Consider the following 23,386-nt stretch of genomic DNA (forward strand, 5'->3'; position numbering starts at 1 on the left):
AACCGACGTGTCACTTTCGACCTCGTGCGATGTCATCCGTTCGGAGTACCAGCGGCCACTCTAATGACTAACGGTTCGCACCGTGCGTCCGGTTCGTTCCCACGGCGCGTCGCCGCCATCGCATCATCACCGACGTGCCCGGTTGCCGCCAGCTCAAGCCGCGGACGAGGCAGCATCCGGCGCGGTGAACCGAGGGCCTACCCTGGATGCGTGGCGCTCACGTACCAGATCCGCACCTTCGGCTGCCAGATGAACGTGCACGACTCCGAGCGTCTGGCAGGCCAGCTCGAGGAAGCGGGCTATCGGCCCGCAGCCGAGGGCGAACAGCCCGACGTCGTCGTGCTGAACACGTGCGCGGTGCGGGAGAACGCCGACAACCGGCTGTACGGCAACCTGGGGCATCTCGCCGCCGCCAAGAAGGAGCGCCCGAACATGCAGATCGCCGTGGGCGGCTGCCTGGCGCAGAAGGACCGCGGCGAGATCGTCAAACGCGCGCCGTGGGTCGACGTGGTGTTCGGCACCCACAACCTCGGGTCCTTGCCGGTGCTGCTGGAGCGTGCCCGGCACAACAAGGAAGCCCAGGTGGAGATCCTGGAAGCGTTGGAGACGTTCCCGTCCACGCTGCCCGCCCGCCGCGAGTCCGCCTACTCCGGGTGGGTGTCGATCTCGGTCGGCTGCAACAACACGTGCACGTTCTGCATCGTGCCCTCGCTGCGCGGCAAGGAACGCGATCGCCGGCCGGGGGAGGTGCTGGCCGAGGTCGAGGCGCTGGTCGCGGAAGGCGTGCTCGAGGTGACGTTGCTCGGGCAGAACGTCAACACCTACGGTGTCGAGTTCGGTGACCGGCACGCGTTCGGCAAGCTGCTGCGCGCCTGCGGCTCGATCGACGGCCTGGAGCGGGTGCGGTTCACCTCGCCGCATCCCGCCGCGTTCACCGACGACGTCATCGACGCGATGGCCGAGACGGCCAATGTGTGCCCGCAGCTGCACATGCCGTTGCAGTCGGGGTCGGACAAGGTGCTGCGCGCCATGCGGCGGTCGTACCGGTCGGCCCGCTTCCTGCGCATCCTGGAGTCGGTGCGTGAGCGAATCCCGGATGCGGCCATCACCACCGACATCATCGTGGGCTTCCCGGGGGAGACCGAGGAGGACTTCCAGGCCACGCTGGACGTGGTGCGCGAGGCCAGGTTCGCCGGGGCGTTCACCTTCCAGTACTCCAAGCGGCCGGGGACACCCGCCGCGGAGATGCCCGACCAGGTGCCCAAGGACGTCGTGCAGGAGCGTTACGAGCGGTTGGTCGCGCTGCAGGACCAGATCTCCTGGGAGGAGAACAAGGCGCTGGTCGGCAAGAAGGTCGAGGTCCTGGTGGCCACCGGGGAAGGACGCAAGGACGCCGAGACGCACCGGATGAGCGGCCGGGCACGGGACGGCCGCTTGGTGCATTTCACGCCCACCGGGCCTGCGGTCGACCGCGCGGTGCGTCCCGGGGACGTCGTCGAGACCACGATCACCTACGCCGCCCCGCATCATCTGGTGGCCGAAGGCCCGGTGCTGTCGCACCGGCGCACCAGGGCGGGTGACAACCACGAAGCGGGGCAGCGTCCCCACACCAAGGGCATCAGCCTCGGGCTACCGGCGTTCGGCAGGCCGAAGCCGGTGCCGGCGAGCGGAGGCTGCTCGGCATGCTGACGGACGAGAATCCCGCGTTCGAGTCACCCGCGTCCGGTGACGGTCCGGAGTCCGGGCACCGGTCCCGTGCGCAGGGTGGCGGCGATGCCCAGGATCCGGACGTGGCCCAGCTGGCCAGTGAGATCGACGAGATCGGCCGCAGCGCCGCGAAGCGGATCGATCCCGGCCCGCGTGGGTTGTTCGTCGCCGTGCTGGTCTTCGTGCTGATGGTCGCCCAGCTGCTGCCGTGGGTGGGGGACTCGGCGGGCTGGGAGGTGCTGGTGTACGGCGAGGACGGGGCGATCCCGCGCCTGTTCGCGGTCACCTCGACCGCTGCAGGCATCGTCGCCTCGGTGCTGACCCTGCTCACCCGCCGCTGGTGGTTGTCCTGGGTGAGCGCGGTCGGCAGCTGTGTGGCCGCGGTGGACGGGGTGCTGGCCATCTGGTCCCAGCAGTCCGCGGGGGCGTCCGGTGAGGCCGGGGCCGGGCCGGGCATCGGCATGGTCGTCGCCGTGGTGGCGATGTTCATGCTCGCCGTCGCCTGGTTGCGCACCGCGTGGTCACGCGTGGACTGAAGCCGGCAAGACGTGCGGGGCCCGGGCGCGCCGGCCCGGGCCCCGGTTCGCCGTTCCAGGTCACCGGTCGGCCAGCGCACGCTCCGCGGTGGCCAGCCACTCCCGCCACTGCGCGGCTTGCTGCTCCGCCTCCTCGGCACGCCGCGTGTCGCCTGCGGCGCGGGCCTTGGCCGCCTGCTCCTCGAACTGCTGGACCCGCTCGCGGAACTGCTCGGCGCGGGCTTGCGCCTCCGGGTCGGTCCTGCGCCAGCGCGCTTCCTCGGCGGCGCGCACCTTGTCCTGGATCGCCTTGAGCCTGCCGTCCAGCTCGCGGACGCGGTTCCTGGGCACCTTGCCGATCTCGTCCCACTGATCCTGGATCCTGCGCAGCTGCGCCTTCGCCGCTTCCAGGTTGGCCGACGGGTCGATCTTCTCCGCCTCGGCGAGCAGCGCCTCCTTGCGCTTGGCGTTCTCGGCGAACTCGGCGTCCCGCTCGGAGAACACCTCGGCCCGGCGGGAGAAGAACGTGTCCTGGGCCGCCCGGAACCGCTGCCACAGCTTGTCGTCGGTGTCCTTGGGCGCCCGGCCCGCCGCCTTCCACTCCGCCATCAGCTCGCGGAACCGGGCGGCCGTCGGGCCCCAGTCGGTGGAGTCGGCCAGCTGCTCCGCCTCGGCGATCAGCTCCTCCTTGCGCTTCTTCGCCGCCGCCCGCTGCCGGTCCAGCTCGGCGAAGTGCGAGCCGCGCCTGCGGTTGAACGCGTCCCTGGCCTTGGCGAAGCGCCGCCACAGCTCGTCGTCGGTCTTGCGGTCGACGCCCTTGATCGTCTTCCACTCCTCGAGCATGTCCCGCAGCCGATCGCCCGCTGCCTTCCACTGGGTGGAGTTCGCCGCGATGTCCTCCGCCTCGGCCACCAGGGCCTGCTTGCGCTCGATCGCCGCCTGCCGGGCGGCTTCCCGCTCCTGCTTGACCCGGTCGATCGCTTGTTCGGCGTGGGCGATGACCTGGTTCAGCCGGGCGCGCAACGCCTCGATGTCGCCGACGACGGCCGCTTCGTCCAGCCCGTCGCGCAGGTGCACCGCCGACTGCAGTGCCTGCCTCGGGTTGCCGCTTCCGGAAGCCAGGCGCGTCTCCAGCAGCTCGACTTCCGTGCGCAGGTCGTCGAAGCGGCGGGCGTAGTGCTGCAGGCCTTCCTCCGGGGAGCCCGCTTGCCACACCCCGACGGCGCGTTCGCCGTCGGGAGTCCGCACGAAGACGGTGCCGTCTTCGTCGACGCGTCCCCACCGCTGCGGCTCCGCCTCGGCGTGCGGCACCGGCGGTGCCGCGTGCGCGATGCTCACGTGCCCGTGCAACACCTCACTGGGGGCAGGGGCACTGGTTGACTGCTGTTCGGTCGCCTTGTCGTCGGCCATGGCCGGCTCCCTTGTCTGACTGCGTGCCGTGCGGGTGGACCCCGCAGGCGCCCCGCCGTGCGGCGGGGCCGGACTCTGCTGCACACCACTATTCCGGTAGTAAGTCCGAATTCAAGCAGGTCAGTCACGAATGCGGTACTCGGGAACCGTCCTCGGTGCTCCCGGTAGCCTCGAGCTGACGCCGGTACCAGCCACACGGTGTGCCGAAAACGACGCCGGCGCGGAGGAGTTCGATGATCACGCGGGTTGCGGTCGTACCGAACCCCCCGCTGCTGGTTCCGGAACTGGTGCCCGGCTCGGTGGCGGACACGGCAGGGGTGCGCGACGCCGTACTGGAGGCGGCCGCGTGGTTGGCCGAGGAATCAGAGCACTGGCTGGCGATCGGAGTCCATGACGGTCCACGCCGGGCGGTGCCGCCGTCGACGCGCAGCACCTTCGCCGGATACGGCGTCGACGTGCCCGTGGCCCTTTCGGACGAGCCGGGCGGGGAAGTGGAGCCGGATGCCCCGCTGCCCGCGCTCGTGGCCGGGTGGCTGCGTGGGCAAACCGGTGCCACGTCGGTGCACGTCGAGTTGGTGCCGCCCGGCTATCCGCCGGACGAATGCATCGGCTTGGGGAGGCGGCTGGCGGACGCGGCGCAGCGCTCGGCAGTCCCCGGACCGGGTGTGCTGCTCGTCCTCGGCGACGGGTCGATCCGGCACGGCGAACGCGCACCGGCCAGGCCGGACGAGCGGGCTCCGGCCTTCGAGGCACGCGTTGCGGCGGCACTCGCCAAGGCCGACGCCGCGGCGCTGAGCAGCATCGAGCCGGAGCTGGCCGCGGACATGGGGGCGATGGGCCGCGCGGCATGGCAGGTCGCCGCCGGGGTGCTCGGTGACGACCGGTGGGTGAGCAAGCTGTTGTACTCGGATGCACCATTCGGGGTGGGCTACCACGTCGCGACCTGGGAACGACCGTGACCGAACCTGCGCTTTCCCCCGCTGCCGAGGACGCCGGGGCGGACGCCGCCGGCCTGCGCCCGGTGGTCATCGTCGGTCCGACGGCGACCGGCAAGTCGGACCTGGCCATCGAACTGGCGCTGCGCGTCGGCGGGGAGGTCGTCAACGCCGATGCGATGCAGCTGTACCGGGGGATGGACATCGGCACGGCGAAAGTGCCACCCGCCGAGCGGCGCGGCGTCCCACACCACCTGCTGGACGTGCTGGAGGTGACCGAAACCGCGTCGGTTGCGGCATTCCAGCGTGACGCACGGGCGATCATCGAGCGCCTGCTGGCGCGCGGAGTCGTGCCGGTGGTCTGTGGTGGCTCGGGCTTGTACGTCCGAGCGATCGTCGACGATCTCCGCTTCCCGGGGACCGATCCGGCGGTACGGGAACGGCTGGAACGCGAGGCGGCACGGCGAGGCGCCGAAGCCATGCACGCCAGGCTGGCCGAGCTGGACCCGGCGGCCGCGGTGGCGATCCTGCCCACCAACGCGCGCCGGATCGTGCGGGCCCTCGAGGTCATCGAGATCACCGGCAGACCGTTCTCGGCCACCATGCCCAAGCCGGGGCCGCCGCGCTACGGCACGGTGCTGATCGGCCTGGACCGCGACCCGGACGAGCTGGACGCGCGGGTGGACGCCCGCGTGGAGCGCATGTTCGCCCACGGCTTGGTGGACGAGGTCCGGCGGCTGCTGCAGCGTGGCCTGCGCGACGGCAAGACGGCGTCCCAGGCGCTGGGCTACAAGCAGGTGATCGAGGCGATCGACGGTGACGGTGACTTCGCCGCAGCGGCGGAGGCGACCGCGCGGGCGACCCGGCGGTTCGTGCGCCGTCAACGGTCGTGGTTCCGCCGGGACGACCGCATCACCTGGCTGGACGCCGGCGATCCCGATCTGCTGACCCGCGTGGTGAAGCTCGTCGAGGACAGGCCGTAGCCTGGCGTGGTGGGTATCGGTTTCGTCAAGGGCCACGGCACCCAGAACGATTTCGTCGTGCTCCCCGACGCAGGCAATGCGCTGGACCTGACGGCGGCTCGTGTGCGGGCGTTGTGCGACCGGCAGCGCGGCCTGGGCGCGGACGGGGTGTTGCGGGTGGTCCGCGCCTCCGCCGCAGGCCTGGAGGGCACCGCGGCCGACTGGTTCATGGACTACCGCAACGCGGACGGTTCGGTGGCCGAGATGTGCGGCAACGGGGTGCGTGTGTTCGCCCGTTACCTGGTCGAGGCCGGGCTGGTGGACTCGAGGGAATTCCCGGTGGCCACCCGGGCCGGTGACCGGCAGGTGCGGGTGCACGACGACATGTCGGTGACGGTGCACATGGGAACGGTGCGGGTGACGGGCAGCTCGTCGGCCAAGATCGGCGGTGTCGAGGTGCGTGGTCTCGCCGTGGACGTGGGCAACCCGCACCTGGTGTGCCTGGTCGACGCGGATGTCGACACGTTCGATCTGCGTGATCAGCCGTGGTACGACGAGGCGGATTTCCCGGATGGCGTGAACGTCGAGCTGGTCAACCGAGCTGACGGGGCGCTGCGCATGCGTGTCCACGAGCGTGGTGTGGGGGAGACCCGGGCGTGCGGCACCGGCACCGTGGCCGTCACGGCCGCGGACCTGCATCTGCTCGGCGAAAGCGAGGGGAGCCGGGCGGTGCACATGCCCGGCGGGCGTGTCGAGGTGCGCGTGGCCGGCGGCGAGGCGACCATGACCGGCCCAGCCGAGTTCGTCGCCTCGGGCGAGATCGCCGATGCCTGGTGGGCCGCGCAGCGGTAAAAGATTCGTCGTCACGGCCGGGCCGTGGGACGATGGAGGTGTATGACAGAGACGAAGAACTGGCGCGATGCGCCGGAAGCAACGGACCAACGGCCCGGCACGCTCGCCGACGAGGCCGACGAGCCCTCGGTCGGCGAGCTGGAGAAGGAAGGGCGTGCCGCGCTCCGGCGGGTCGCAGGCCTGTCCACCGAACTGCACGACGTCACCGAAGTCGAGTACCGCAAGCTCCGCCTCGAGCGCGTCGTGCTGGTCGGCGTGTGGACCGAGGGCACTGCGCAACAGTCGGAAGCCTCGCTCGCCGAGCTCGCCCGGCTGGCCGAGACGGCGGGCTCGCAGGTGCTGGAAGGCTTGGTGCAGCGGCGGAACCGGCCGGATCCGGCCACCTACATCGGTTCCGGCAAGGTGGCCGAACTGGCCGACGTGGTGCGCTCCACCGGAGCCGACACGGTGATCGTCGACGGGGAACTGTCGCCCGGCCAGCTGCGCCAGCTGGAGGAGAAGCTCAAGGTCAAGGTCATCGACCGGGTCGCGCTCATCCTGGACATCTTCGCCCAGCACGCGCGGTCCCGGGAGGGCAAGGCGCAGGTCGAGCTGGCCCAGCTGCAGTACCTGCTGCCGCGCTTGCGTGGTTGGGGTGAGTCGCTGTCCCGGCAGGCAGGCGGCCGGGCGGGCGGCGCCACCGGTGGTGTCGGTCTGCGTGGTCCCGGTGAGACGAAGCTGGAGACGGACCGCAGGCGCATCAACAAGCGGATCGCCAAGCTGCGGCGCGAGATCGCGGCCATGGAGACCGTGCGACGCACCAAGCGCAGCCGCCGGGAGGCCAACGAGGTGCCCAGCGTGGCGATCGTGGGGTACACCAACGCGGGCAAGTCGAGCCTGTTGAACGCGATCACCGGCGCGGGTGTGCTGGTGGAGGACGCGCTGTTCGCCACGTTGGATCCGACGACGCGGCGGGCGCAGACGCCGGACGGCCGCACGTTCACGCTGACCGACACGGTCGGGTTCGTGCGTCATCTGCCGCACCAGCTGGTCGATGCGTTCCGGTCGACGTTGGAGGAGACCACCGGCGCCGACCTGCTGCTGCACGTGGTGGACGGTGCCGACGCGGCGCCCGAGGACCAGGTGGCGGCCGTCCGGCAGGTGCTGCGGGAGGTCTCCGAGCACCAGGGCGTGCCGTTGCCGCCGGAGCTGGTGGTGATCAACAAGGCGGACCTGGCGGGCGAGGTGAACCTGATGCGGCTGCGGCATCTGCTCCCGGACGCCGTGGTCGTCTCGGCACGCACCGGCCAGGGGCTGGACAAGCTGGTCGACGCGATCGCGGACCGGCTGCCCCGGCCCGCGGTGATGGTCGACGCGCTCGTGCCGTACGCGCGTGGCGAGCTCGTGGCCCGCGCGCACGCCGAGGGCGAGGTGCTGGTCGAGGAGCACAACCCGGAAGGCACTCGGCTGACCGCCCGGGTCAAGCCCGACCTGGCCGCGGCGTTGAAAGAGTTCGCCGTCGATGGTGCCGCCACGCGCTGACCGATCCGGTCGGCGGACGCGGCTGACCGTGGGCGCAGCAGTGGCCGTGGTGATCGGCATTGCTGCCGGGGCTCCGGTGAGCACCGCGGCGGAGGTGCCGGCGCCGAAGACGTTGTGCACCGTCGACGACCCCCGCCTGCCCGAGCTGTCCGGCTTGGCCTCCAACGGCCGCGAGCTGTTCGCCGTCAACGACGGCGGGACACAAGTCGAGGTCATGGTGCTGGATCGTGAATGCACCGTCCAGCGCACGATCACCGCAAGCATCGATCCCTACGACGTGGAGGATCTGGCGCTCGACGCCAACGGCGTGCTGTGGCTGTCCGACACCGGCGACAACGGCAAGGCCCGGGAGACCGTGGCGCTGATCGCGGTGCGGCCGGACGGCAGCGCCAGCCTGCATCGGCTCACCTATCCGGACGGCCAGCACGACGCCGAAGCCCTGCTGCTGGACCGTCGCGGCACGCCGTACGTGGTGACCAAGAGTGTGCTCGGCCGGTCGGCGGTCTATCGGCCTGCCGAGCGCCTGCGCACCCCGGGGCCGACACCGCTGGAGAAGGTGGCCACCGTCAGCTTCGCCGTGACCGGCACGCCGGGCGGGCCCGACCAAGTGGGACCGATCGGATCGATGCTGGTCACCGGCGGCGCGGTGAGCCGAGACGGCACCGTCGTGGCGCTTCGGACCTACACCGACGCCTACCTTTTCCCGGCGCCCGACGGGAACGTGGTCGCCGCGCTGAAGCGTGAACCGGTGCGTGTCCCGCTGCCCGGCGAGCCACAGGGCGAGGCGATCGCGTTCGACCCGGACGGCACGCTGCTGGCCGCCGGCGAAGGGGTCGGCCAGCCCATCCGGGCGGTACGCAAGGCCGCGGCCCTGGTCGACGCGGCGACGTCCACCCAAGACGGCTCGTCCTCGGGCAAGGCTGGGAACAGTGACGCACCCTCCGAGTCGTCGTCCGGAGATCAGCAGCGGTCCAGGCTGCCTGCGCTGGTGGTCGCCACGTTGACTGCTGTCGTGCTGTGGTTCGGGCTGGGCAAGCTCCGGCGCAGGCGCCGCTAGCCGGCCTCAGAGGCGCCGCAGGACCGCGACCACCTTGCCGAGGATCGTCGCCTCGTCGCCCGGAATGGGGTCGTAGGCCTCGTTCTGCGGCATCAGCCACACGTGGCCGTCCTTGCGCTTGAACGTCTTGACCGTGGCTTCGCCGTCGATCATCGCTGCGACGATCTCTCCGTTGTCGGCCGTCGGCTGCTTGCGCACCACGACCAGGTCGCCGTCCGCGATCGCCGCGTCGATCATCGAGTCACCGGCGACGGTGAGCAGGAACAGCTCGCCCTCGCCGACGAGGTCCTTCGGCAGCGGGTAGATCTCCTCGACGGCCTGCTCGGCGAGCACCGGGCCGCCCGCGGCGATGCGCCCGACCAAGGGCACGTAGGCAGGCTCCGGCCGTGCCTGCTCGGCGGCGACTTCCTCCTCGGTGCTGCGCGGACGCTGGGGGAGGTCGGCCGGGACGATGCCCACCGCGCGCGGCCGGTTCGGGTCACGCCGCAGATACCCTTTGCGTTGCAGTGCCAGCAGCTGGTGCTGCACCGACGACGTGGAGTTCAGCCCCACCGCGTCGCCGATCTCGCGCACGCTCGGCGGGTAGCCGCGTTCGTCCACCCAGGAGCGGATGACCTCGAGGATCTGGCCCTGACGTGCGGTGAGATCGCTCGGCCGGGTGGTCCGCAGTTCCCGGACGTTGTCGTTCTTCCCGCTCGCGCGCCGCCGTGTGCCTTGCTTCGGCTGCTGTGCCACCGCTGTCCTCCCAGGCTGGTCCGCGACATCCGAGTACGTCGCGTCACCGACAGTAACGCGTGCCCTGGCCAAGTTCAAACACGCGTTCGAACGACACGCCGGTGAAGTCTCGATTTTGTCGGTCCCGCGTGGTACACATCGATCACGTGTTCGACGAACGCATGTTCGAACACTCCGGCGGCCGGACGCGAGCCGATGGCACGAAGGAGGAAGCATGACGGTCCTTGCGAGCGAGGGATGTCGGCGCCCCGTCGCCGTGCAGCCGCGAGGCGCCTGTCGGCGTACTTCCGAGGAGGCGTTGCGTCGTCCGCCTCGGGCGGGCCGCGTGGTGGCCAGTCCGCGGCGCACCGGCGTGGCGTGCGGGCCGCGTTCCGCGGCGCGGCAGTGGCGCGTGATGGTCGCGGTAGCCGTGGCGGTGGCCTGCGCGGTGGTGGCTTTCGGGCTGCTGCTCGGCGGTCTGGCGCACGGGGTGGCGGCGGAGGTGCCGGATCGCACGGCCATCGTGTCGATCGCCCCGGGGGAGACGCTGTGGGACGTGGCGGTCAAGTTTGCGCCTCACAGTGATCCGCGTGCGGTCGTCGAGCGCATCGAGGAGTTGAACGGCGTGTCGGCGGGCGCGGTGGCTCCCGGTCACGCGCTGACCGTGCCGGTCGAGTCGCGGGGCTAGCGGGGCGTGCCGCGACGGCAGGCCCCCGCTCGCGGGATCGGCTTCGCGCGTCGTGTCCTGCGCGTGTCGTGTCGGCTTGGCGGCGTCCTGTCGGCCGGGTGCCGAGGATCGTCGCAGTCTCCGCCGGGCCGTGTCGGCGACGGAGGGTGAGGGGGTGAATTCGTAGCGGACTTCACCCGCGTGAGAGTTGCGAAGTCGCCCCCGGCGTTCTAGTGTCGACCCCAACATGTAGTAGTTACATGCGTGTAGTTGTTCCACAATTTGGGTTGCTGACGAAGTAGTTGTCCACAGCAGGCGGTGGGTTGTCCACCGTCGATCCACAAGACGATCACCAATCCGCGCCCGGGGAGTCCAACGGAGGCAGGGCGTGTGATGGGTGGGCTGGTGCGTGGTCGTTGAGGTCCCGGAGGTCGCGGCATGCGGTGCCCGTTCTGCAGGCACGAGGATTCGCGTGTGGTCGATTCCCGGGAAGTGGATGACGGCCAGGCGATCCGGCGGCGCCGTGCGTGCTCGAAGTGCGGCCGCAGGTTCACCACGTCCGAAACGGTGGTACTCGCGGTGGTGAAGCGGTCCGGCGTCACCGAACAGTTCAGTCGGGAGAAGGTCGTCGACGGCGTCCGGCGGGCGTGCAAAGGGCGGCCGGTGAGCGAGGACGACCTGCAGCAGCTGGCGCACAAGGTCGAGGAGACCATCCGATCGGCAGGCTTGGCCGAGGTGCCGAGCCACGAGGTCGGGCTGGCCATCCTCGGCCCGCTGCGGGAGCTGGACGGGGTGGCCTACCTGCGGTTCGCGAGCGTGTACCGCTCCTTCGAGTCGATCGAGGACTTCGAGAAGGAGATCGCCGACCTGCGGGCCGCGATGGGTCAGGCGCAGGGCGACCAGGCGGACGACGACAGCGAAACGGCCAGCGACGGCAAGAAGTGAGCAAGGGCGCGATGCGCCTGCGCGCAGCGCTGGAGTGAGGGAGTTGGCATGACAGAGACCGTGGGGACGAGCCCTGCTTCGGGCAAGTCCGGGAAGTCCAGGGGAGCCAAGCGGACCGGACTGAAGCTCGAGCGGGTCTTCACCACCGAGGGCGTGCACCCGTACGACGAGGTCGAATGGGAGCAGCGCGATGTGGTGATGACCAACTGGCGGGACGGCTCGGTGAACTTCGAGCAGCGCGGTGTCGAGTTCCCGTCGTTCTGGTCCGTCAATGCCACCAACATCGTCACCAGCAAGTACTTCCGCGGTGTGGTGGGCTCGCCGACCCGTGAGCGCAGCCTGAAGCAGCTGATCGACCGGGTGGTGAAGACCTACACCAAGGCCGGCGTGGAGCACGGCTACTTCCACTCCGAGGCCGACGCGGAGATCTTCGAGCACGAGCTGACCTGGATGCTGCTGCACCAGGTGTTCAGCTTCAACTCCCCGGTCTGGTTCAACGTCGGCACGTCGTCCAAGCAGCAGGTCAGCGCGTGCTTCATCCTCTCGGTCGAGGACAACATGGAGTCGATCCTCAACTGGTACAAGGAGGAGGGGCTGATCTTCAAGGGCGGCTCCGGCGCCGGGCTGAACCTGTCCAGGATCCGCTCGTCGAAGGAACTGCTGTCCTCGGGCGGCACGGCGTCCGGCCCGGTGTCGTTCATGCGGGGCGCCGACGCCTCGGCGGGCACCATCAAGTCCGGTGGCGCCACCCGGCGTGCGGCGAAGATGGTGGTGCTCGACGTCGACCACCCGGACATCGAGGAGTTCATCGAGACCAAGGCCCGCGAGGAGCTGAAGATCAAGGCGCTGCGGGACGCCGGGTTCGACATGGACCTGGGCGGCAAGGACATCGTCTCGGTGCAGTACCAGAACGCCAACAACTCGGTGCGGGTCAGCGACGAGTTCATGCGCGCGGTGGAGACCGGGGGCAAGTTCGGGCTGCGCGCCCGCACCACCGGCGAGGTGATCGAGGAAGTCGACGCCCGCGAGCTGTTCGAGAAGATGGCCAGGGCCGCGTGGGAGTGCGCCGACCCGGGCATCCAGTACGACGACACCATCAACGACTGGCACACCTGCCCGGAGTCGGGGCGGATCACCGCGTCCAACCCGTGCTCGGAGTACATGCACCTGGACAACTCCAGCTGCAACCTGGCGTCGCTGAACCTGATGAAGTTCCTGCGCGACGACGGCACGTTCGACGCCGAGCTGTTCGTCAAGGCGGTCGAGCTGGTCATCACCGCGATGGACATCTCGATCTGCTTCGCGGACTTCCCGACCGAGTCGATCGCGGACACCACGCGCAAGTTCCGCCAGCTGGGCATCGGCTACGCGAACCTGGGCGCGCTGCTGATGGCCACCGGGCACGCGTACGACTCCGAGGGCGGCCGTTCGCTGGCGGCGGCGATCACGTCGCTGATGACCGCCACGTCGTACCGCCGGTCGGCCGAGCTCGCCGCGGTGGTGGGCCCGTACGAGGGCTACGCCCGTAACGCGGAGGCGCACCAGCGGGTGATGCGCAAGCACGCGGCGGCCAACGACGCCATCCGCACGCTGCACACCAACGACACGGCGATCCGCAAGCTGGCCACGCGCGAGTGGCAGCGCAGCATCGAGCTGGGCAGCAAGTACGGCTGGCGCAACTCGCAGGCCTCGGTGCTGGCCCCCACCGGCACGATCGGCTTCATGATGGACTGCGACACGACCGGCATCGAGCCCGACTTCTCGCTGGTCAAGTACAAGAAGCTGGTCGGCGGCGGGTCGATGCAGATCGTGAACCAGACCGTGCCGCGGGCGCTGAAGTCGCTCGGTTACCAGGACGAGCAGATCGAGGCCATCGTCGAGTACATCGCCGAGCACGGTCACGTGGTCGACGCGCCCGGTCTGCGGCGGGAGCACTACGAGGTGTTCGACTGCGCCGTCGGCGAGCGCGCCATCGAGCCGATGGGGCACGTGCGGATGATGGCCGCGGTGCAGCCGTTCTTGTCCGGCGCGATCTCCAAGACGGTGAACATGCCCGAGTCGGCCACCGTGGAGGACGTCAAGGAGCTGTACTTCCAGGGCTGGAAGCTGGGCCTGAAGGCGCTGGCCATCTACCGGGACAACTGCAAGGTGGGCCAGCCGCTGTCCACCGCGAAGAAGACGGAGGAGAAGGAGAAGGTCGTCGAGTACCGGCCGGTGCGCAAGCGCCTGCCGAAGAAGCGCCCGTCGCAGACGGTGTCGTTCACCGTCGGTGGTGCCGAGGGTTACCTGACCGCGGGCTCGTACCCGGACGACGGCCTCGGCGAGATCTTCGTCAAGCTCGGCAAGCAGGGCTCGACGCTGGCGGGTGTCATGGACGCCTTCGCCACGTCCATCTCGGTGGGCTTGCAGTACGGCATCCCGCTGGAGTTCTACGTGTCGAAGTTCCAGAACCTGCGCTTCGAACCGGCCGGGATGACCGACGACCCGGACATCCGGATGGCCACCAGCGTGCTGGACTACCTGTTCCGCAGGCTGGCGCTGGACTACCTGCCGTACGAGAAGCGGGCGTCGCTGGGCATCTTCACCGCGGAGGAGCGCGCGGCGATGGTCGCCAAGGAGCACGGCGCTGACGAGGAGGAGGTCGACCTGGAGGCGCTGCGCAGCGGCGTCGAGGCGTCGGCCACGCCGAAGCCGAAGGAGCAGTCCGCACCGGATCTCAGCGGCGCGCACACCACGCCGGAGCTCATGGAGCTCAAGCTCGGCAAGGCCGCGGACGCTCCGCTGTGCATGACGTGCGGTACCAAGATGCGGCCGGCCGGGTCCTGCTACGTCTGTGAAGGTTGCGGTTCCACGTCGGGCTGCAGCTGATCGTTCTGCGCTCCCCGCGCCTCGAAGGGCGCCGACGGCGGTTCGCCGGCCGGCGCCCTTCGTGTTGCGCCGCGGCTGCTGCGTTCCGCTGGTCACCGCCCAGCGTCAGGCCAGCCACCTTCGCCCGCCGTCTTCGGCCGGGGCGTGAAATGCGGCTTCACCCTGTCCTGCGTATTCGGCAGGGTCGACTGTCTTCGGTCACGTCGTACAACGCGGCCTCGACCCGTCCTGCGTGTCGGGGCAGGTCGCCGTCTTCGATCGGGACGTGGAGTACGGTTTCGGCCGGTTTTGTGTTCGGCTGGGGTGACTGTTCTTGATTGCGTTACGGATGGCGGCTTCGACAGGTGCGTGTCGGGGCAGGGTCGCCGTCTTGGATCGGGGGCGTGGAATGCGGTTTCGGCCGGTTTTGTGTTCGGCTGGGGTGACTGTCCTCGATTGCGTCGCGGATCGCAGCTTCGATCCGCCCTGCGCATCCGGCAGTGGCCGCCCTCCCGACCGCGGCGCGGCTCGGGCCGGTGTGGTGACGAATGGCTCGTCCGGACGGGTGGTGTCCAGCGTCCCGGCCGGTGCCGAATCCGGACGCAGAACGCGGTTTTCGTCGTGATGCGTGGCCTTCGCTACGGCAAAAGGGCTGGCAATGTCCACACGGTTGTGGCTATCCGTACTCGGCCGATCAGGGTTAGCCTTCTGAGACTGTCGCTGTTGACCCTGATCGGGGAGGGTGCAATGCGGATCGCCGAGGTATTGCGGAAGAAGGGCTCTGACGTCGCCACGATCAGCCCGGACGCTACCGTCACGGAGCTGCTGGCGGTTCTGGCGGAGCGGAACGTCGGTGCGCTTGTCGTGGTCGAGAACGAGCGCATCGTCGGCATCGTCTCCGAGCGCGACGTGGTCCGGCGCGCGCACGAACGTGGCGCGGCGATCCTGTCCGCGAAGGTCGCCGAGATCATGACGACGGATGTGGCCACGTGCGATCCGGCCGAGACGGTCGACCACCTGACCGTGTTGATGACTCAGCGGAGGATCCGGCACGTCCCGGTGATCGACAACGGCCGCCTGTGCGGCATCGTCAGCATCGGCGACGTGGTCAAGAACCGGATGGACGAACTCGAGGAAGCGCAGAAGCAGCTGCAGGCCTACATCCTCCAGGGGTGACACCGCCCCCGGAGCCGCACGCCCCGATCAGGCGATGTCGGCATCGGCCGATCGCCGGCCCCGACGCCGCCTGAGTGCCGAGCCCAAGCGACCACAGCCGGAAAACCGGCCGACTCCGCTCGCTGCAGCTGACCACGGATCCCGGCTGCCAGGAGCGCAGCACCGGTTGTCTGCTCGTCGTACAGGCCGCTCAGCCCCAGCGCATCGGCCGCCAGCCAGGTCTGGCCGCGCAACACCTACCGCGCGCTCCCGGATCTCCTCCGGTGACAGCCGGACCATCCCGGCCCATCCTGTCGCCAATCCGGCCGATGCCTGCGGGCGAGACCGTCCAGCTGCTTCCGTACCCCGTGACGCCGCGGCGTGCTCCTGCGACCCCGTCGTGATCGGCCAAGCCGGTCGGCGGGCGGCAGATCTGTCGCCGGGCGCGCAGCCCTGCCGGGTTGTCCACAAGGACCGGTTGTCCACAGCCTGCCCGGCGCAGGATTCTGCATGGCCACGCCGTCGCGCAGTCTGAAGACATGCAACGCGACACAGCCCGCGGCCGGAAGCCGGTCGTCAGCTTGCGAGGCCCAGCGGAGCTGCTGGCGGCGGTTCCCGGGTTGCTCGGTTACGTGCCGGAGGAATCCGTCGTCCTCATCGCGGTGGGCCCGGCAGGCCGCCATGTCACGCAATGCGTCCGCTGCGACATCCCGCCGCCGTCCCAGGTGTCCGTGACGGCCGACCAGCTGGCCGCGGCCACAGCGGAGGCCAGGCCGTCGTTCGTCGACGTGGTCGTCGTCGGTGGTGGCTCGCTCGGGCCGCGCGGTTCACCGCCGCGGCGTGACGTGGCCGAGGCGATCCGGTGCAGTTTCGGCGTACGGGGTGTCGCCCAGCCCGGTGCGTTCTGGGTAAGCAAGCTGGATGCCGGCCAACGCTGGCAGAGCTACGACCATCCGGAAGTGGGTGGCGAGCTGCCCGATCCGGCCGGCAGCTTGCTGAGCGCCGAACTCGCCGGTCTCGGCCACGTGACCTTCGGCAGCCGGTCGGAGATGGTGGCGTTGTTCCGGCCGGACGCCGGGGAGACGCTGCGGCGACGCTCCGAGCTCATCGACCAGCGCATCGGCAAGCTTGCCGAGTGGACGCCGGAGGTCGGTGCCAGGGACGTGGTACGAGCGGTGCGGTTGAGCGCCGAGCCGGACATGTCCTTGTCCGACGAGGACGTCGCCGATCTTGCGATCGCGCTGTCGGATGCCCGGATTCGTGATGCGTGCCTGGCGATGGCCGTGCCGCCGAACTCTTCGCTGGCGCATCAGGCGGCTCGTCTGTGGCAATTCCTGGCACGCGCTCTTCCTGCACCGGAGCGAGCCGAGGCGGCATGTCTGGCGGCCTACGCTGCCTATCAAGGCGGGGACGGAACCCTCGCGCGGATCGCACTGGACACCGCGTTGGCGGCGAACCCGGGCCATGTGCTGGCCGGCCTCCTCGACCACGCGTTGCAGCGCGGATTCCATCCGCATCGGCTACGCGCTTTGGCCGAGCACGACGAGATGGGCCTGTGCGCTCGGCTGCGGGCCGCGTCATGAGCAGCCCGGAATGGGGGCGAGATTGCCCGGCTGCCACCGGGCGGGGTGGCCAGGAGCACGGCACCGCAGGCGTGGCGGAAAATTCTCGGCTGGCGATGCAGGCCGGTCCGCGGAGGATCCCGGTCAGGCCAGGCGGATCGGTCAGCGGGCGAACCGAGCCTGGGCGAAGGACCAGGCGTCGGCGACGATCTCCGCCAGATCCGCACGCCGGGGTGTCCAGCCGAGCTCCGAGCGTGCGCGCTCGCTGGAGGCGACCAGCACGGCGGGGTCACCGGCACGGCGCCCGGCGACGACGGCGGGGATCTGGTGGCCGGTGACAGTGCGGCAGGTCTCGATCACCTGCTTGACCGAGAACCCCGCGCCGTTGCCCAGGTTGTAGATCCGGTGCTCGCCCGGGGTCGCCCGGAACAAGGCAGCCTCGTGGGCGTCAGCCAGGTCGACCACGTGGATGTAGTCACGGATCGCGGTGCCGTCCGGGGTGGGGTAGTCGTCGCCGAAGATCTGCACCTGCTCACGCACCCCGGCGGCGACCTGCAGCACGATCGGGATCAGGTGTGTTTCCGACGTGTGCCGCTCGCCGAACCTGCCGTATGCCCCGGCGACGTTGAAGTAGCGCAAGCTCACCGCCGCCAGCCCGTGCGCGGTGGCGTAGCTGCTGATCATGTGGTCGACCGCGAGCTTGGTGGCGCCGTAGGTGTTGGTCGGGTTGGTGGCGGCGTCCTCGGGGATGGGAATCGTGGCCGGTTCGCCGTACGTGGCCGCCGTGGAGGAGAAGACCAAGCGCGGGGTTCGGTGCCGTCGCATGGCGTCCAGCAGCCGCAGCGTGGTCATCACGTTGCCGTGCCAGTACTTGTCCGGCGCTTGCATGGACTCGCCCACCAGTGACTTGCCCGCGAAGTGCAGCACGCCGTCGAAGCCGTCCGCCAGCAGGTCGTCGGCGACCTCGGCGATGTCGCCCTCGACGAAGGTCGCCTCGGCGGGAACGGCGTCGCGGTGACCGGTGGACAGGTCGTCCACCACCGTCACGCGATGGCCCGATTCCAGCAGGCGAGCCGCGCAGACGCTGCCGACGTAGCCGGCCCCACCGGTGACGATCAGGTTCAACTGGGAGTCGGAGTGTGACGACATGCTTGCCTTGTCCCCTGCCTTCGCGTTCAGCGATCTCGTCCCGCGCCGGCCGACGGTATCGCGGGGAAGATGCGGGGCGCGCGCAGGCCCTGCTTTTGGAAAGCCGCGAGGATCGCCGCGGCGATGTCCTCGCGCGCATCGGCGTCGACGAGCGCGATCGCCGAACCGCCGAAGCCGCCGCCGGTCATGCGGGCGCCGAGGGCTCCGGCTCGCCGTGCGGCCGTGACGGCAAGGTCCAGTTCGGCGCACGAGACGCGGTAGTCGTCGCGCAAGCTTTCATGGGACGCATCGAGGAGCGGGCCGATCTGCCGGAGCTCCCCGGCGCGCAGGTGGTCGACGGTCCGCCGAACGCGGTCGTTCTCGGTCACGACGTGGCGGACCAGGGGTGCCAGTTCCGCGGGAAGCTGTGCTTCCGCTTGCCCCAGCTCCTCGACGGACACGTCGCGCAACGACGTGACGCCAAGCGTTTTCGCGGCTTGCTCGCAGCCGCGGCGACGATCGGCGTACTCCGATTCGGCCAGCGAGTGGCTGACCCGGGTGTCGATCACGAGGACTTCCAGGCCGCTGGCGGCCGCGTCGAACGGGACCTGCACAGCCTCACCCGACCGGACGTCGAGAAAAAGCACGTGCCCCGCGGTACAGCACAGGGAGGCCGTCTGGTCGAGGATGCCGCACGGCATCCCGACGAAGTCGTTTTCCGCCTGCTGGGCGATGCGCGCGATCTCGGGCAAGGGGAGCGTCGTTCCGGCGAGTCCCAGCAGGGCGACCGCGGTCGCGCACTCCACGGCCGCCGACGACGACAGGCCGGCCCCGGTGGGCACGGTCGAGGCCATGACCAGGTCGGCGCCGGGGACCTCGATGCCGCGGGCCCGCAGTGCCCAGGCCACGCCCGCGGGATAGGCGGACCAGTTGTCGATCGTCTTCGGACGCAGGTCGTCGATGCGCTGGTCTGCCGCGGTGGTGAGGTGCTGCGCCCAGTCGACCGTGCCGAAGGTGAGTACGTCGTCAGAGCGGCGGGTCGCCGCCACCGCCACCCGGTGCGGCAGCGTGAACGGCAGCACCAGCCCGTCGTTGTAGTCGGTGTGCTCGCCGATCAGGTTCACCCGGCCTGGAGCGGACCAGACGCCCTCGGGTTCCCTGCCGTGCGCTGCCCGGAATGCTGCTGCTGCCTGGCCCGCGGGATCCATCCGGCGTCAGTTCGAGGTCACCGTGGCCATCACGGAGTGCAGCACGGACGGCTCGAGCGTCAGCACCGCACCCTCACCGCTGATCGCCGCCTTCTTGCCGTCGGTGAGGCCGCTGACCGCGACGGTGCCGCCGGGCACCAGGCCGATCTTCCGCAGATCGGCCAGCAGCGACTCGTTGATCTGCACGTGCTCGGCGATGCGGCGGATCTGCACCGTCCCCCCGCCGTTGCGGGCCACCTCGTCCAGCCGTACCAGGTCGGGCTCGGCCGGGGGAGCGGGCTCACCGCCGACCCCGAGCTTGTCCAGGCCGGGGATCGGGTTGCCGTACGGCGACGTGGTGGGGTAGTTGAGCAGCTTGACGAGCTTGCGTTCGACGGCCTCGCTCATCACGTGCTCCCACCGGCACGCCTCTGCGTGCACGTGCTCCCATTCCAGCCCGATGACGTCGACGAGCAGGCGCTCGGCCAGGCGATGCTTGCGCATCACGGCGATGGCGAGTTCCCTGCCGTGCTCGGTGAGTTCCAAGTGGCGGTCGCCAGCGACGACGAGAAGGTTGTCCCGTTCCATCCGCGCGACCGTCTGGCTCACGGTCGGTCCGCTCTGCTGCAGCCGCTCGGCGATGCGGGCACGCAAGGGAACGACACCCTCTTCTTCGAGCTCGAAGATGGTGCGCAGGTACATCTCAGTGGTGTCGATCAGCTCGTTCACCTGGCCGCCTTTCCCTCGAAGCCCATGGTAGTCGCCGGTTATGACAGTGTCTCGCAACTGCTTTTGCGCGGGCTGCCAGGGGTCCGGCCGGGACGAGTCGTCATCCCGGCCGGTGCGATGCGGCCGCCGGGCTTCGCCACCGGGTATGTGACGGGCCGGGATGACCCGGTGCCGACGCATGGGAGCTTCGCAGGGTGTTCCGGAGCCGGTGGGATGTGTGGCTCGCGAGGCGTTTCCGGCAGGGGTGGCCGGTCCGGCTTGGCTGGCCTTTATGTCACGGGAACTTTCCGGTACGGGCGGCGTGTGACATCCCAGAGGCTTCCGGCGCGTACGGCATGTGACATCCCAGGGGCCTCCGGGGCGAGGCGTGCGACGTACAGGGAGTCTCCGGGGCGGGCGGCATGTCATGCCACGGGTGTTTCCGGGGCGGGCGGCGTGCGGGCGTCTGGGTCCGCAGCGGGCGAGTGCGAGGTTTGTGGGGTGTTCCGGCACCGCCGGGCATGTGAAGTCCGCTGAGTGTTTCGGCGTCAGACGACTGGTGACGTCACCCGACCTTTTCGCTGCTGACGGGACTGCGACGTCGTCGGGGCCGGGGTACAGATGCTGCGACGGCCCAGCGGGGCGGCCCAGCGGGTTAGGTCCTCAAAAGCCGGAACGCAGGCCTCGGCCCCGACGAGCCGGTGGCCGAGGGCCTGTGACGCCCTCGGGCGCGGGATGTCGCTTGGGCGCGGGACACCGACAGAGCGTGACGTCGTCGTGCGGCACGAGCGGTGCCGCACGGAGATCAGGCAGCGGGCGTTGCGCCGCCGGTGGCCGGGTAGGGCACGATGACCGGTATGCAGCCATTGATCACTCCCGAGGACCTGGCCGCGCAGCTCGACGGTGACCAGCCGCCCGTCGTCCTCGACGTGCGCTGGCGACTGGGCGGCCCACCCGGAGCGGACTCCTACGCCGAGGGGCACATTCCCGGCGCGGTGTTCGTCGACCTCGACAACGACCTGGCCGGGGAGCCGGGCGAAGGCGGCAGGCACCCATTGCCGGAGCCGGCCGCCCTGCAAGCGGTCCTGCAGGCCGCGGGAGTGCGTGCGTCGCGCCCGGTGGTGGCCTACGACGACGCGGACGGCTCGGTAGCGGCCCGTGCGTGGTGGCTGCTGCGCTGGGCCGGCCACCCGGCACCGCGCGTGCTGGACGGCGGTTACGCCGCCTGGCAAGCGGCCGGGCTGCCGGTGGAGTCCACGGTGCCGCAGCCCGAGCGGGGCGACTTCGTCGTGCGGCCGGGCCAGATGCCGGTGCTCGACGCCGAAGGGGCGGCGGAGCTGGCCCGGGAGGGCGTCTTGCTGGACGCGCGTGCACACGCGCGTTACACGGGCGAGACCGAGCCGGTCGATCCGCGTGCGGGACACATTCCGGGGGCGATCAACGCGCCGTTCAGCGAGCACGTCGGCGCTGACGGACGGTGGCGAGCACCCGAAGAGCTGGCCGCGCACTTTGCCGAGCTGGGCGTCGGCGACGACACACCGGTCGGGGCCTACTGCGGATCCGGGGTGACCGCCACCTCGGTGATCTTGGCGCTCGAGGTTGCCGGGCGAAGCGAACCGGCCGCGCTGTACGCCGGATCCTGGTCGCACTGGAGCCGGGACCCGCGGCGCCCGGTCGCCACCGGCGACCAGCCGGGCTGACTTCCAAGACGGCGCGGCGGTGCGGCGTGCCGCGAGGCCGCACTGAAAAAGCGACTGGTCGATGGCTTCCCGGCACGTTCCGGTCTCGGGTTCGCACCCGGCTTGCCGCGTCGTGCTGGCCGGGCAGCTTCGGTTCGGTGGGACCGAGGTGCCGAAAGGTCCCTGGCAGCTGGGTCTCCTTGGACAACCGTCCGCCGGGGTTCAGCTTGGCGCCGGGCTGCCCGGGGGGGGGGGTTCCGGTTGCTGGGTTGCCGGGCGGGGGAGGCTGCAGGGGCGGGGCCCGCGGGCTGCGTGGGATCGATGGGCGTCTGACAGCTGCGTCGCCTTCGGGAGGCGTTCGGCAGGCTGGTGGAGCGCGGGAGGCGTTCGGCGGATTGATGGCGCGCCGGGCGGTACCAGCGGCCTGTGGCTGCGGAATGGTGCTGGCAAGCACTCGGCGCGTTGAGGCGAACGGGCGGGCGGCTCAGGAAGCCTCCGGTAGCTGGATCGTCCCGGGCAGGCGTCCGGCGTTGTCGTGCCCGGGCAGCTCCGGCCGCGTCGTCCGGTGATCACACCTGCGGGTTCCTCGGGCGCGACAGATCGGTGGCCGGCCGGGAATAATCGCCGATATGTCGGCCAGTGAAGCCTCCCCCGCGGACATGGTCCCGGCCTCGGTCGTGTGGACCTCCGAGCTGCTCGAGTACGACTTGGGAGGCGATCACCCGCTGCATCCCGTCCGGCTCGACCTCACCATCCGGCTGGCCACCGAGCTCGGCGTCCTCGACGGCGTCCCCCTGCTGGTGCCGGACCGAGCGCCGGACGACGAGATCCAGCGAGCGCACGAGCCCGGCTACCTCGCCGCGGTCAAGGAGGCCCCGGAGAACGGCCCGAACCCCGGACGGGGCCTGGGCACGGCGGACAACCCGGTGTTCGACAACATGCACGAGTCGTCCGCGCTCGTGGTGGGCTCGTCGCTGCTGGCGGCCCAGCAGATCGCGGAGGGCCGCACCAAGCGAGCGGTCAACATCGCGGGCGGGCTGCACCACGCGATGGTGGGCAACGCGGCGGGGTTCTGCATCTACAACGACTGTGTGGTGGCGATCTCCTGGCTGCTGGACCACGGATTCGAGCGGATCGCCTACATCGACACCGACGTGCACCACGGCGACGGTGTGCAGGCCGCCTTCTACGACGACCCACGGGTGCTGACCGTGTCGTTCCACCAGCACCCGCTGACCCTGTGGCCGGGCACCGGGTACCCGTCCGAACTCGGGGAGGGCGCCGGTCACGGCTACGCGGTCAACGTGCCCCTGCTGCCCATGACCCGGGACGGCGACTGGCTGCGTGCGTTCGAAGCCATTGTGCCGGCGTTGCTGGCCGAGTTCCGTCCGCAGCTGATCGTCAGCCAGTGCGGAGTGGACTCGCACGTCGAGGACCCGTTGGCGGAGCTGGCGCTGACGGTCGACGGGCATCGGGAGATCTATCGCAGGATCCGACGGCTCGCCGAGGACTACGCGGACGGTCACTGGCTGGCGCTCGGCGGCGGGGGTTATCAGCTGGTCCGCGTCGTGCCGCGGTCGTGGACGCACCTGCTGGCCACCGCGCTGGACCGGGATCTGGCTCCCGAGACACCACTCCCGCAAGGCTGGTTGCGCATCGCCCGCCGCACCTCCCCGAACAGCCACCTGCCCACGACGATGTCCGACGGGGCGGACACCTCGTTCGAGCCGTGGGGTGGCGATGCCGACCGCCAGGTGGATGCGGCCATCGTGCAGGCGCGCCGGGCGGTCTTTCCGCTCCACGGTCTCGACCCCGACGATCCGAGGGATTGACGG

The 23,386-nt window shown here is 70.3% G+C and carries 19 protein-coding genes; 14 read left to right on the top strand and 5 right to left on the bottom strand.

The genetic code is table 11. The annotated features are described in order from the left end of the window. The first annotated feature begins 210 nt into the window (after positions 1 to 210). Both miaB and YWY_RS0114230 read left to right on the top strand, forming a co-directional pair. Entirely contained in the window at positions 211 to 1,689 is a 1,479-nt protein-coding gene (gene miaB / locus YWY_RS0114225) for a tRNA (N6-isopentenyl adenosine(37)-C2)-methylthiotransferase MiaB (protein ID WP_028848152.1), read from the top strand. After that, entirely contained in the window at positions 1,683 to 2,243 is a 561-nt protein-coding gene (locus YWY_RS0114230) for an Rv2732c family membrane protein (protein ID WP_245566675.1), read from the top strand. Before miaB ends, YWY_RS0114230 begins: the two co-directional genes overlap by 7 nt. A 60-nt stretch (positions 2,244 to 2,303) precedes the next feature. On the opposite strand, the gene YWY_RS0114235 is transcribed toward YWY_RS0114230, so the two are convergent. Continuing rightward, on the bottom strand, positions 2,304 to 3,632 hold the full coding sequence (locus YWY_RS0114235; protein ID WP_028848154.1) for a DUF349 domain-containing protein: 1,329 nt from the start codon (positions 3,630 to 3,632) through the stop codon (positions 2,304 to 2,306). A 233-nt stretch (positions 3,633 to 3,865) separates the two neighbouring features. Between YWY_RS0114235 and YWY_RS0114240 the strand changes: the two genes are divergently transcribed. From YWY_RS0114240 to YWY_RS0114260, 5 genes are read left to right on the top strand one after another with little or no spacing between them, the layout of a single operon-like run. After that, the gene (locus YWY_RS0114240; protein ID WP_028848155.1) at positions 3,866 to 4,591 is read left to right on the top strand and encodes a class III extradiol dioxygenase subunit B-like domain-containing protein; all 726 of its coding nucleotides are present in this window, start codon (positions 3,866 to 3,868) and stop codon (positions 4,589 to 4,591) included. Between the two features lie 53 nt (positions 4,592 to 4,644). Next, positions 4,645 to 5,550, top strand: a complete 906-nt coding sequence (gene miaA, locus YWY_RS0114245) for a tRNA (adenosine(37)-N6)-dimethylallyltransferase MiaA (protein ID WP_028848156.1) — start codon at positions 4,645 to 4,647, stop codon at positions 5,548 to 5,550. 6 nt (positions 5,551 to 5,556) lie between these two features. Then, positions 5,557 to 6,381 (top strand): diaminopimelate epimerase, encoded by an 825-nt coding sequence (dapF, locus tag YWY_RS0114250; protein WP_084609256.1) that lies wholly within the window; start codon positions 5,557 to 5,559, stop codon positions 6,379 to 6,381. 42 nt (positions 6,382 to 6,423) lie between these two features. Beyond that, positions 6,424 to 7,902: a GTPase HflX gene (hflX, locus tag YWY_RS0114255; RefSeq protein ID WP_028848158.1), complete on the top strand. Its 1,479-nt coding sequence runs from the start codon at positions 6,424 to 6,426 to the stop codon at positions 7,900 to 7,902. 28 nt (positions 7,903 to 7,930) lie between these two features. Continuing rightward, positions 7,931 to 8,959: a hypothetical protein gene (locus tag YWY_RS0114260; protein ID WP_051310287.1), complete on the top strand. Its 1,029-nt coding sequence runs from the start codon at positions 7,931 to 7,933 to the stop codon at positions 8,957 to 8,959. 6 nt (positions 8,960 to 8,965) lie between these two features. Here YWY_RS0114260 and lexA read toward each other — a convergent pair whose 3' ends face one another. Beyond that, positions 8,966 to 9,628: a transcriptional repressor LexA gene (gene lexA, locus YWY_RS0114265; RefSeq protein WP_028848160.1), complete on the bottom strand. Its 663-nt coding sequence runs from the start codon at positions 9,626 to 9,628 to the stop codon at positions 8,966 to 8,968. Positions 9,629 to 9,908: 280 nt separating this feature from the next. On the opposite strand from lexA, the gene YWY_RS0114275 reads away from it, so the two are divergent. The 5 genes from YWY_RS0114275 to YWY_RS22100 all read left to right on the top strand — a co-directional run bounded on the left by YWY_RS0114275 (position 9,909) and on the right by YWY_RS22100 (position 16,870). Then, complete coding sequence (locus YWY_RS0114275; protein ID WP_156899242.1) at positions 9,909 to 10,361, top strand: hypothetical protein; 453 nt, start codon at positions 9,909 to 9,911, stop codon at positions 10,359 to 10,361. A gap of 417 nt (positions 10,362 to 10,778) precedes the next feature. Next, entirely contained in the window at positions 10,779 to 11,285 is a 507-nt protein-coding gene (gene nrdR, locus YWY_RS0114280) for a transcriptional regulator NrdR (RefSeq protein ID WP_028848162.1), read from the top strand. A 48-nt stretch (positions 11,286 to 11,333) separates the two neighbouring features. After that, positions 11,334 to 14,153: a vitamin B12-dependent ribonucleotide reductase gene (locus YWY_RS0114285; protein ID WP_028848163.1), complete on the top strand. Its 2,820-nt coding sequence runs from the start codon at positions 11,334 to 11,336 to the stop codon at positions 14,151 to 14,153. A 726-nt stretch (positions 14,154 to 14,879) separates the two neighbouring features. After that, on the top strand, positions 14,880 to 15,308 hold the full coding sequence (locus YWY_RS0114290) for a CBS domain-containing protein (RefSeq protein WP_028848164.1): 429 nt from the start codon (positions 14,880 to 14,882) through the stop codon (positions 15,306 to 15,308). Positions 15,309 to 15,826: 518 nt separating this feature from the next. Then, positions 15,827 to 16,870, top strand: coding sequence for a DUF4192 domain-containing protein (locus tag YWY_RS22100; protein ID WP_051310231.1), 1,044 nt, complete (start codon positions 15,827 to 15,829; stop codon positions 16,868 to 16,870). Positions 16,871 to 17,011: 141 nt separating this feature from the next. Here the strand turns inward: YWY_RS22100 and galE are convergent, their stop codons facing one another. Genes galE through YWY_RS0114310 form a run of 3 tightly spaced genes read right to left on the bottom strand, consistent with a single transcriptional unit; the run spans position 17,012 to position 19,893 of the window. Beyond that, positions 17,012 to 17,998 (bottom strand): UDP-glucose 4-epimerase GalE, encoded by a 987-nt coding sequence (gene galE, locus YWY_RS0114300; RefSeq protein ID WP_038045081.1) that lies wholly within the window; start codon positions 17,996 to 17,998, stop codon positions 17,012 to 17,014. Positions 17,999 to 18,024: 26 nt separating this feature from the next. Continuing rightward, a complete protein-coding gene (galK, locus tag YWY_RS0114305) occupies positions 18,025 to 19,185 on the bottom strand; it encodes a galactokinase (RefSeq protein ID WP_028848166.1) in 1,161 nt (386 codons plus the stop codon). Positions 19,186 to 19,191: 6 nt separating this feature from the next. Further along, positions 19,192 to 19,893 (bottom strand): iron-dependent transcriptional repressor DtxR, encoded by a 702-nt coding sequence (locus YWY_RS0114310; RefSeq protein WP_028848167.1) that lies wholly within the window; start codon positions 19,891 to 19,893, stop codon positions 19,192 to 19,194. Positions 19,894 to 20,729: 836 nt separating this feature from the next. On the opposite strand from YWY_RS0114310, the gene YWY_RS0114315 reads away from it, so the two are divergent. Further along, positions 20,730 to 21,572 (top strand): sulfurtransferase, encoded by an 843-nt coding sequence (locus tag YWY_RS0114315; RefSeq protein ID WP_028848168.1) that lies wholly within the window; start codon positions 20,730 to 20,732, stop codon positions 21,570 to 21,572. Between the two features lie 638 nt (positions 21,573 to 22,210). Continuing rightward, the gene (locus tag YWY_RS0114320) at positions 22,211 to 23,383 is read left to right on the top strand and encodes an acetoin utilization protein AcuC (RefSeq protein WP_028848169.1); all 1,173 of its coding nucleotides are present in this window, start codon (positions 22,211 to 22,213) and stop codon (positions 23,381 to 23,383) included. Positions 23,384 to 23,386: the final 3 nt, after the last annotated feature.

Origin of the sequence: Thermocrispum agreste DSM 44070 (assembly GCF_000427905.1) — a bacterium.
GTDB classification, from domain to species: Bacteria; Actinomycetota; Actinomycetes; order Mycobacteriales; family Pseudonocardiaceae; genus Thermocrispum; species Thermocrispum agreste.

Bases quoted from the DNA above. Each gene is read 5' to 3' on its own strand.
- YWY_RS0114275 (WP_156899242.1), top strand. From the start codon at position 9,909: ATGACGGTCCTTGCGAGCGAGGGATGTCGGCGCCCCGTCGCCGTGCAG.
- YWY_RS22100 (WP_051310231.1), top strand. From the start codon at position 15,827: ATGCAACGCGACACAGCCCGCGGCCGGAAGCCGGTCGTCAGCTTGCGA.
- YWY_RS0114230 (WP_245566675.1), top strand. From the start codon at position 1,683: ATGCTGACGGACGAGAATCCCGCGTTCGAGTCACCCGCGTCCGGTGAC.
- YWY_RS0114285 (WP_028848163.1), top strand. From the start codon at position 11,334: ATGACAGAGACCGTGGGGACGAGCCCTGCTTCGGGCAAGTCCGGGAAG.
- YWY_RS0114240 (WP_028848155.1), top strand. From the start codon at position 3,866: ATGATCACGCGGGTTGCGGTCGTACCGAACCCCCCGCTGCTGGTTCCG.
- hflX (WP_028848158.1), top strand. From the start codon at position 6,424: ATGACAGAGACGAAGAACTGGCGCGATGCGCCGGAAGCAACGGACCAA.
- YWY_RS0114320 (WP_028848169.1), top strand. From the start codon at position 22,211: ATGGTCCCGGCCTCGGTCGTGTGGACCTCCGAGCTGCTCGAGTACGAC.
- nrdR (WP_028848162.1), top strand. From the start codon at position 10,779: ATGCGGTGCCCGTTCTGCAGGCACGAGGATTCGCGTGTGGTCGATTCC.
- YWY_RS0114315 (WP_028848168.1), top strand. From the start codon at position 20,730: ATGCAGCCATTGATCACTCCCGAGGACCTGGCCGCGCAGCTCGACGGT.
- YWY_RS0114235 (WP_028848154.1), bottom strand. From the start codon at position 3,632: ATGGCCGACGACAAGGCGACCGAACAGCAGTCAACCAGTGCCCCTGCC.
- galE (WP_038045081.1), bottom strand. From the start codon at position 17,998: ATGTCGTCACACTCCGACTCCCAGTTGAACCTGATCGTCACCGGTGGG.
- YWY_RS0114290 (WP_028848164.1), top strand. From the start codon at position 14,880: ATGCGGATCGCCGAGGTATTGCGGAAGAAGGGCTCTGACGTCGCCACG.
- galK (WP_028848166.1), bottom strand. From the start codon at position 19,185: ATGGATCCCGCGGGCCAGGCAGCAGCAGCATTCCGGGCAGCGCACGGC.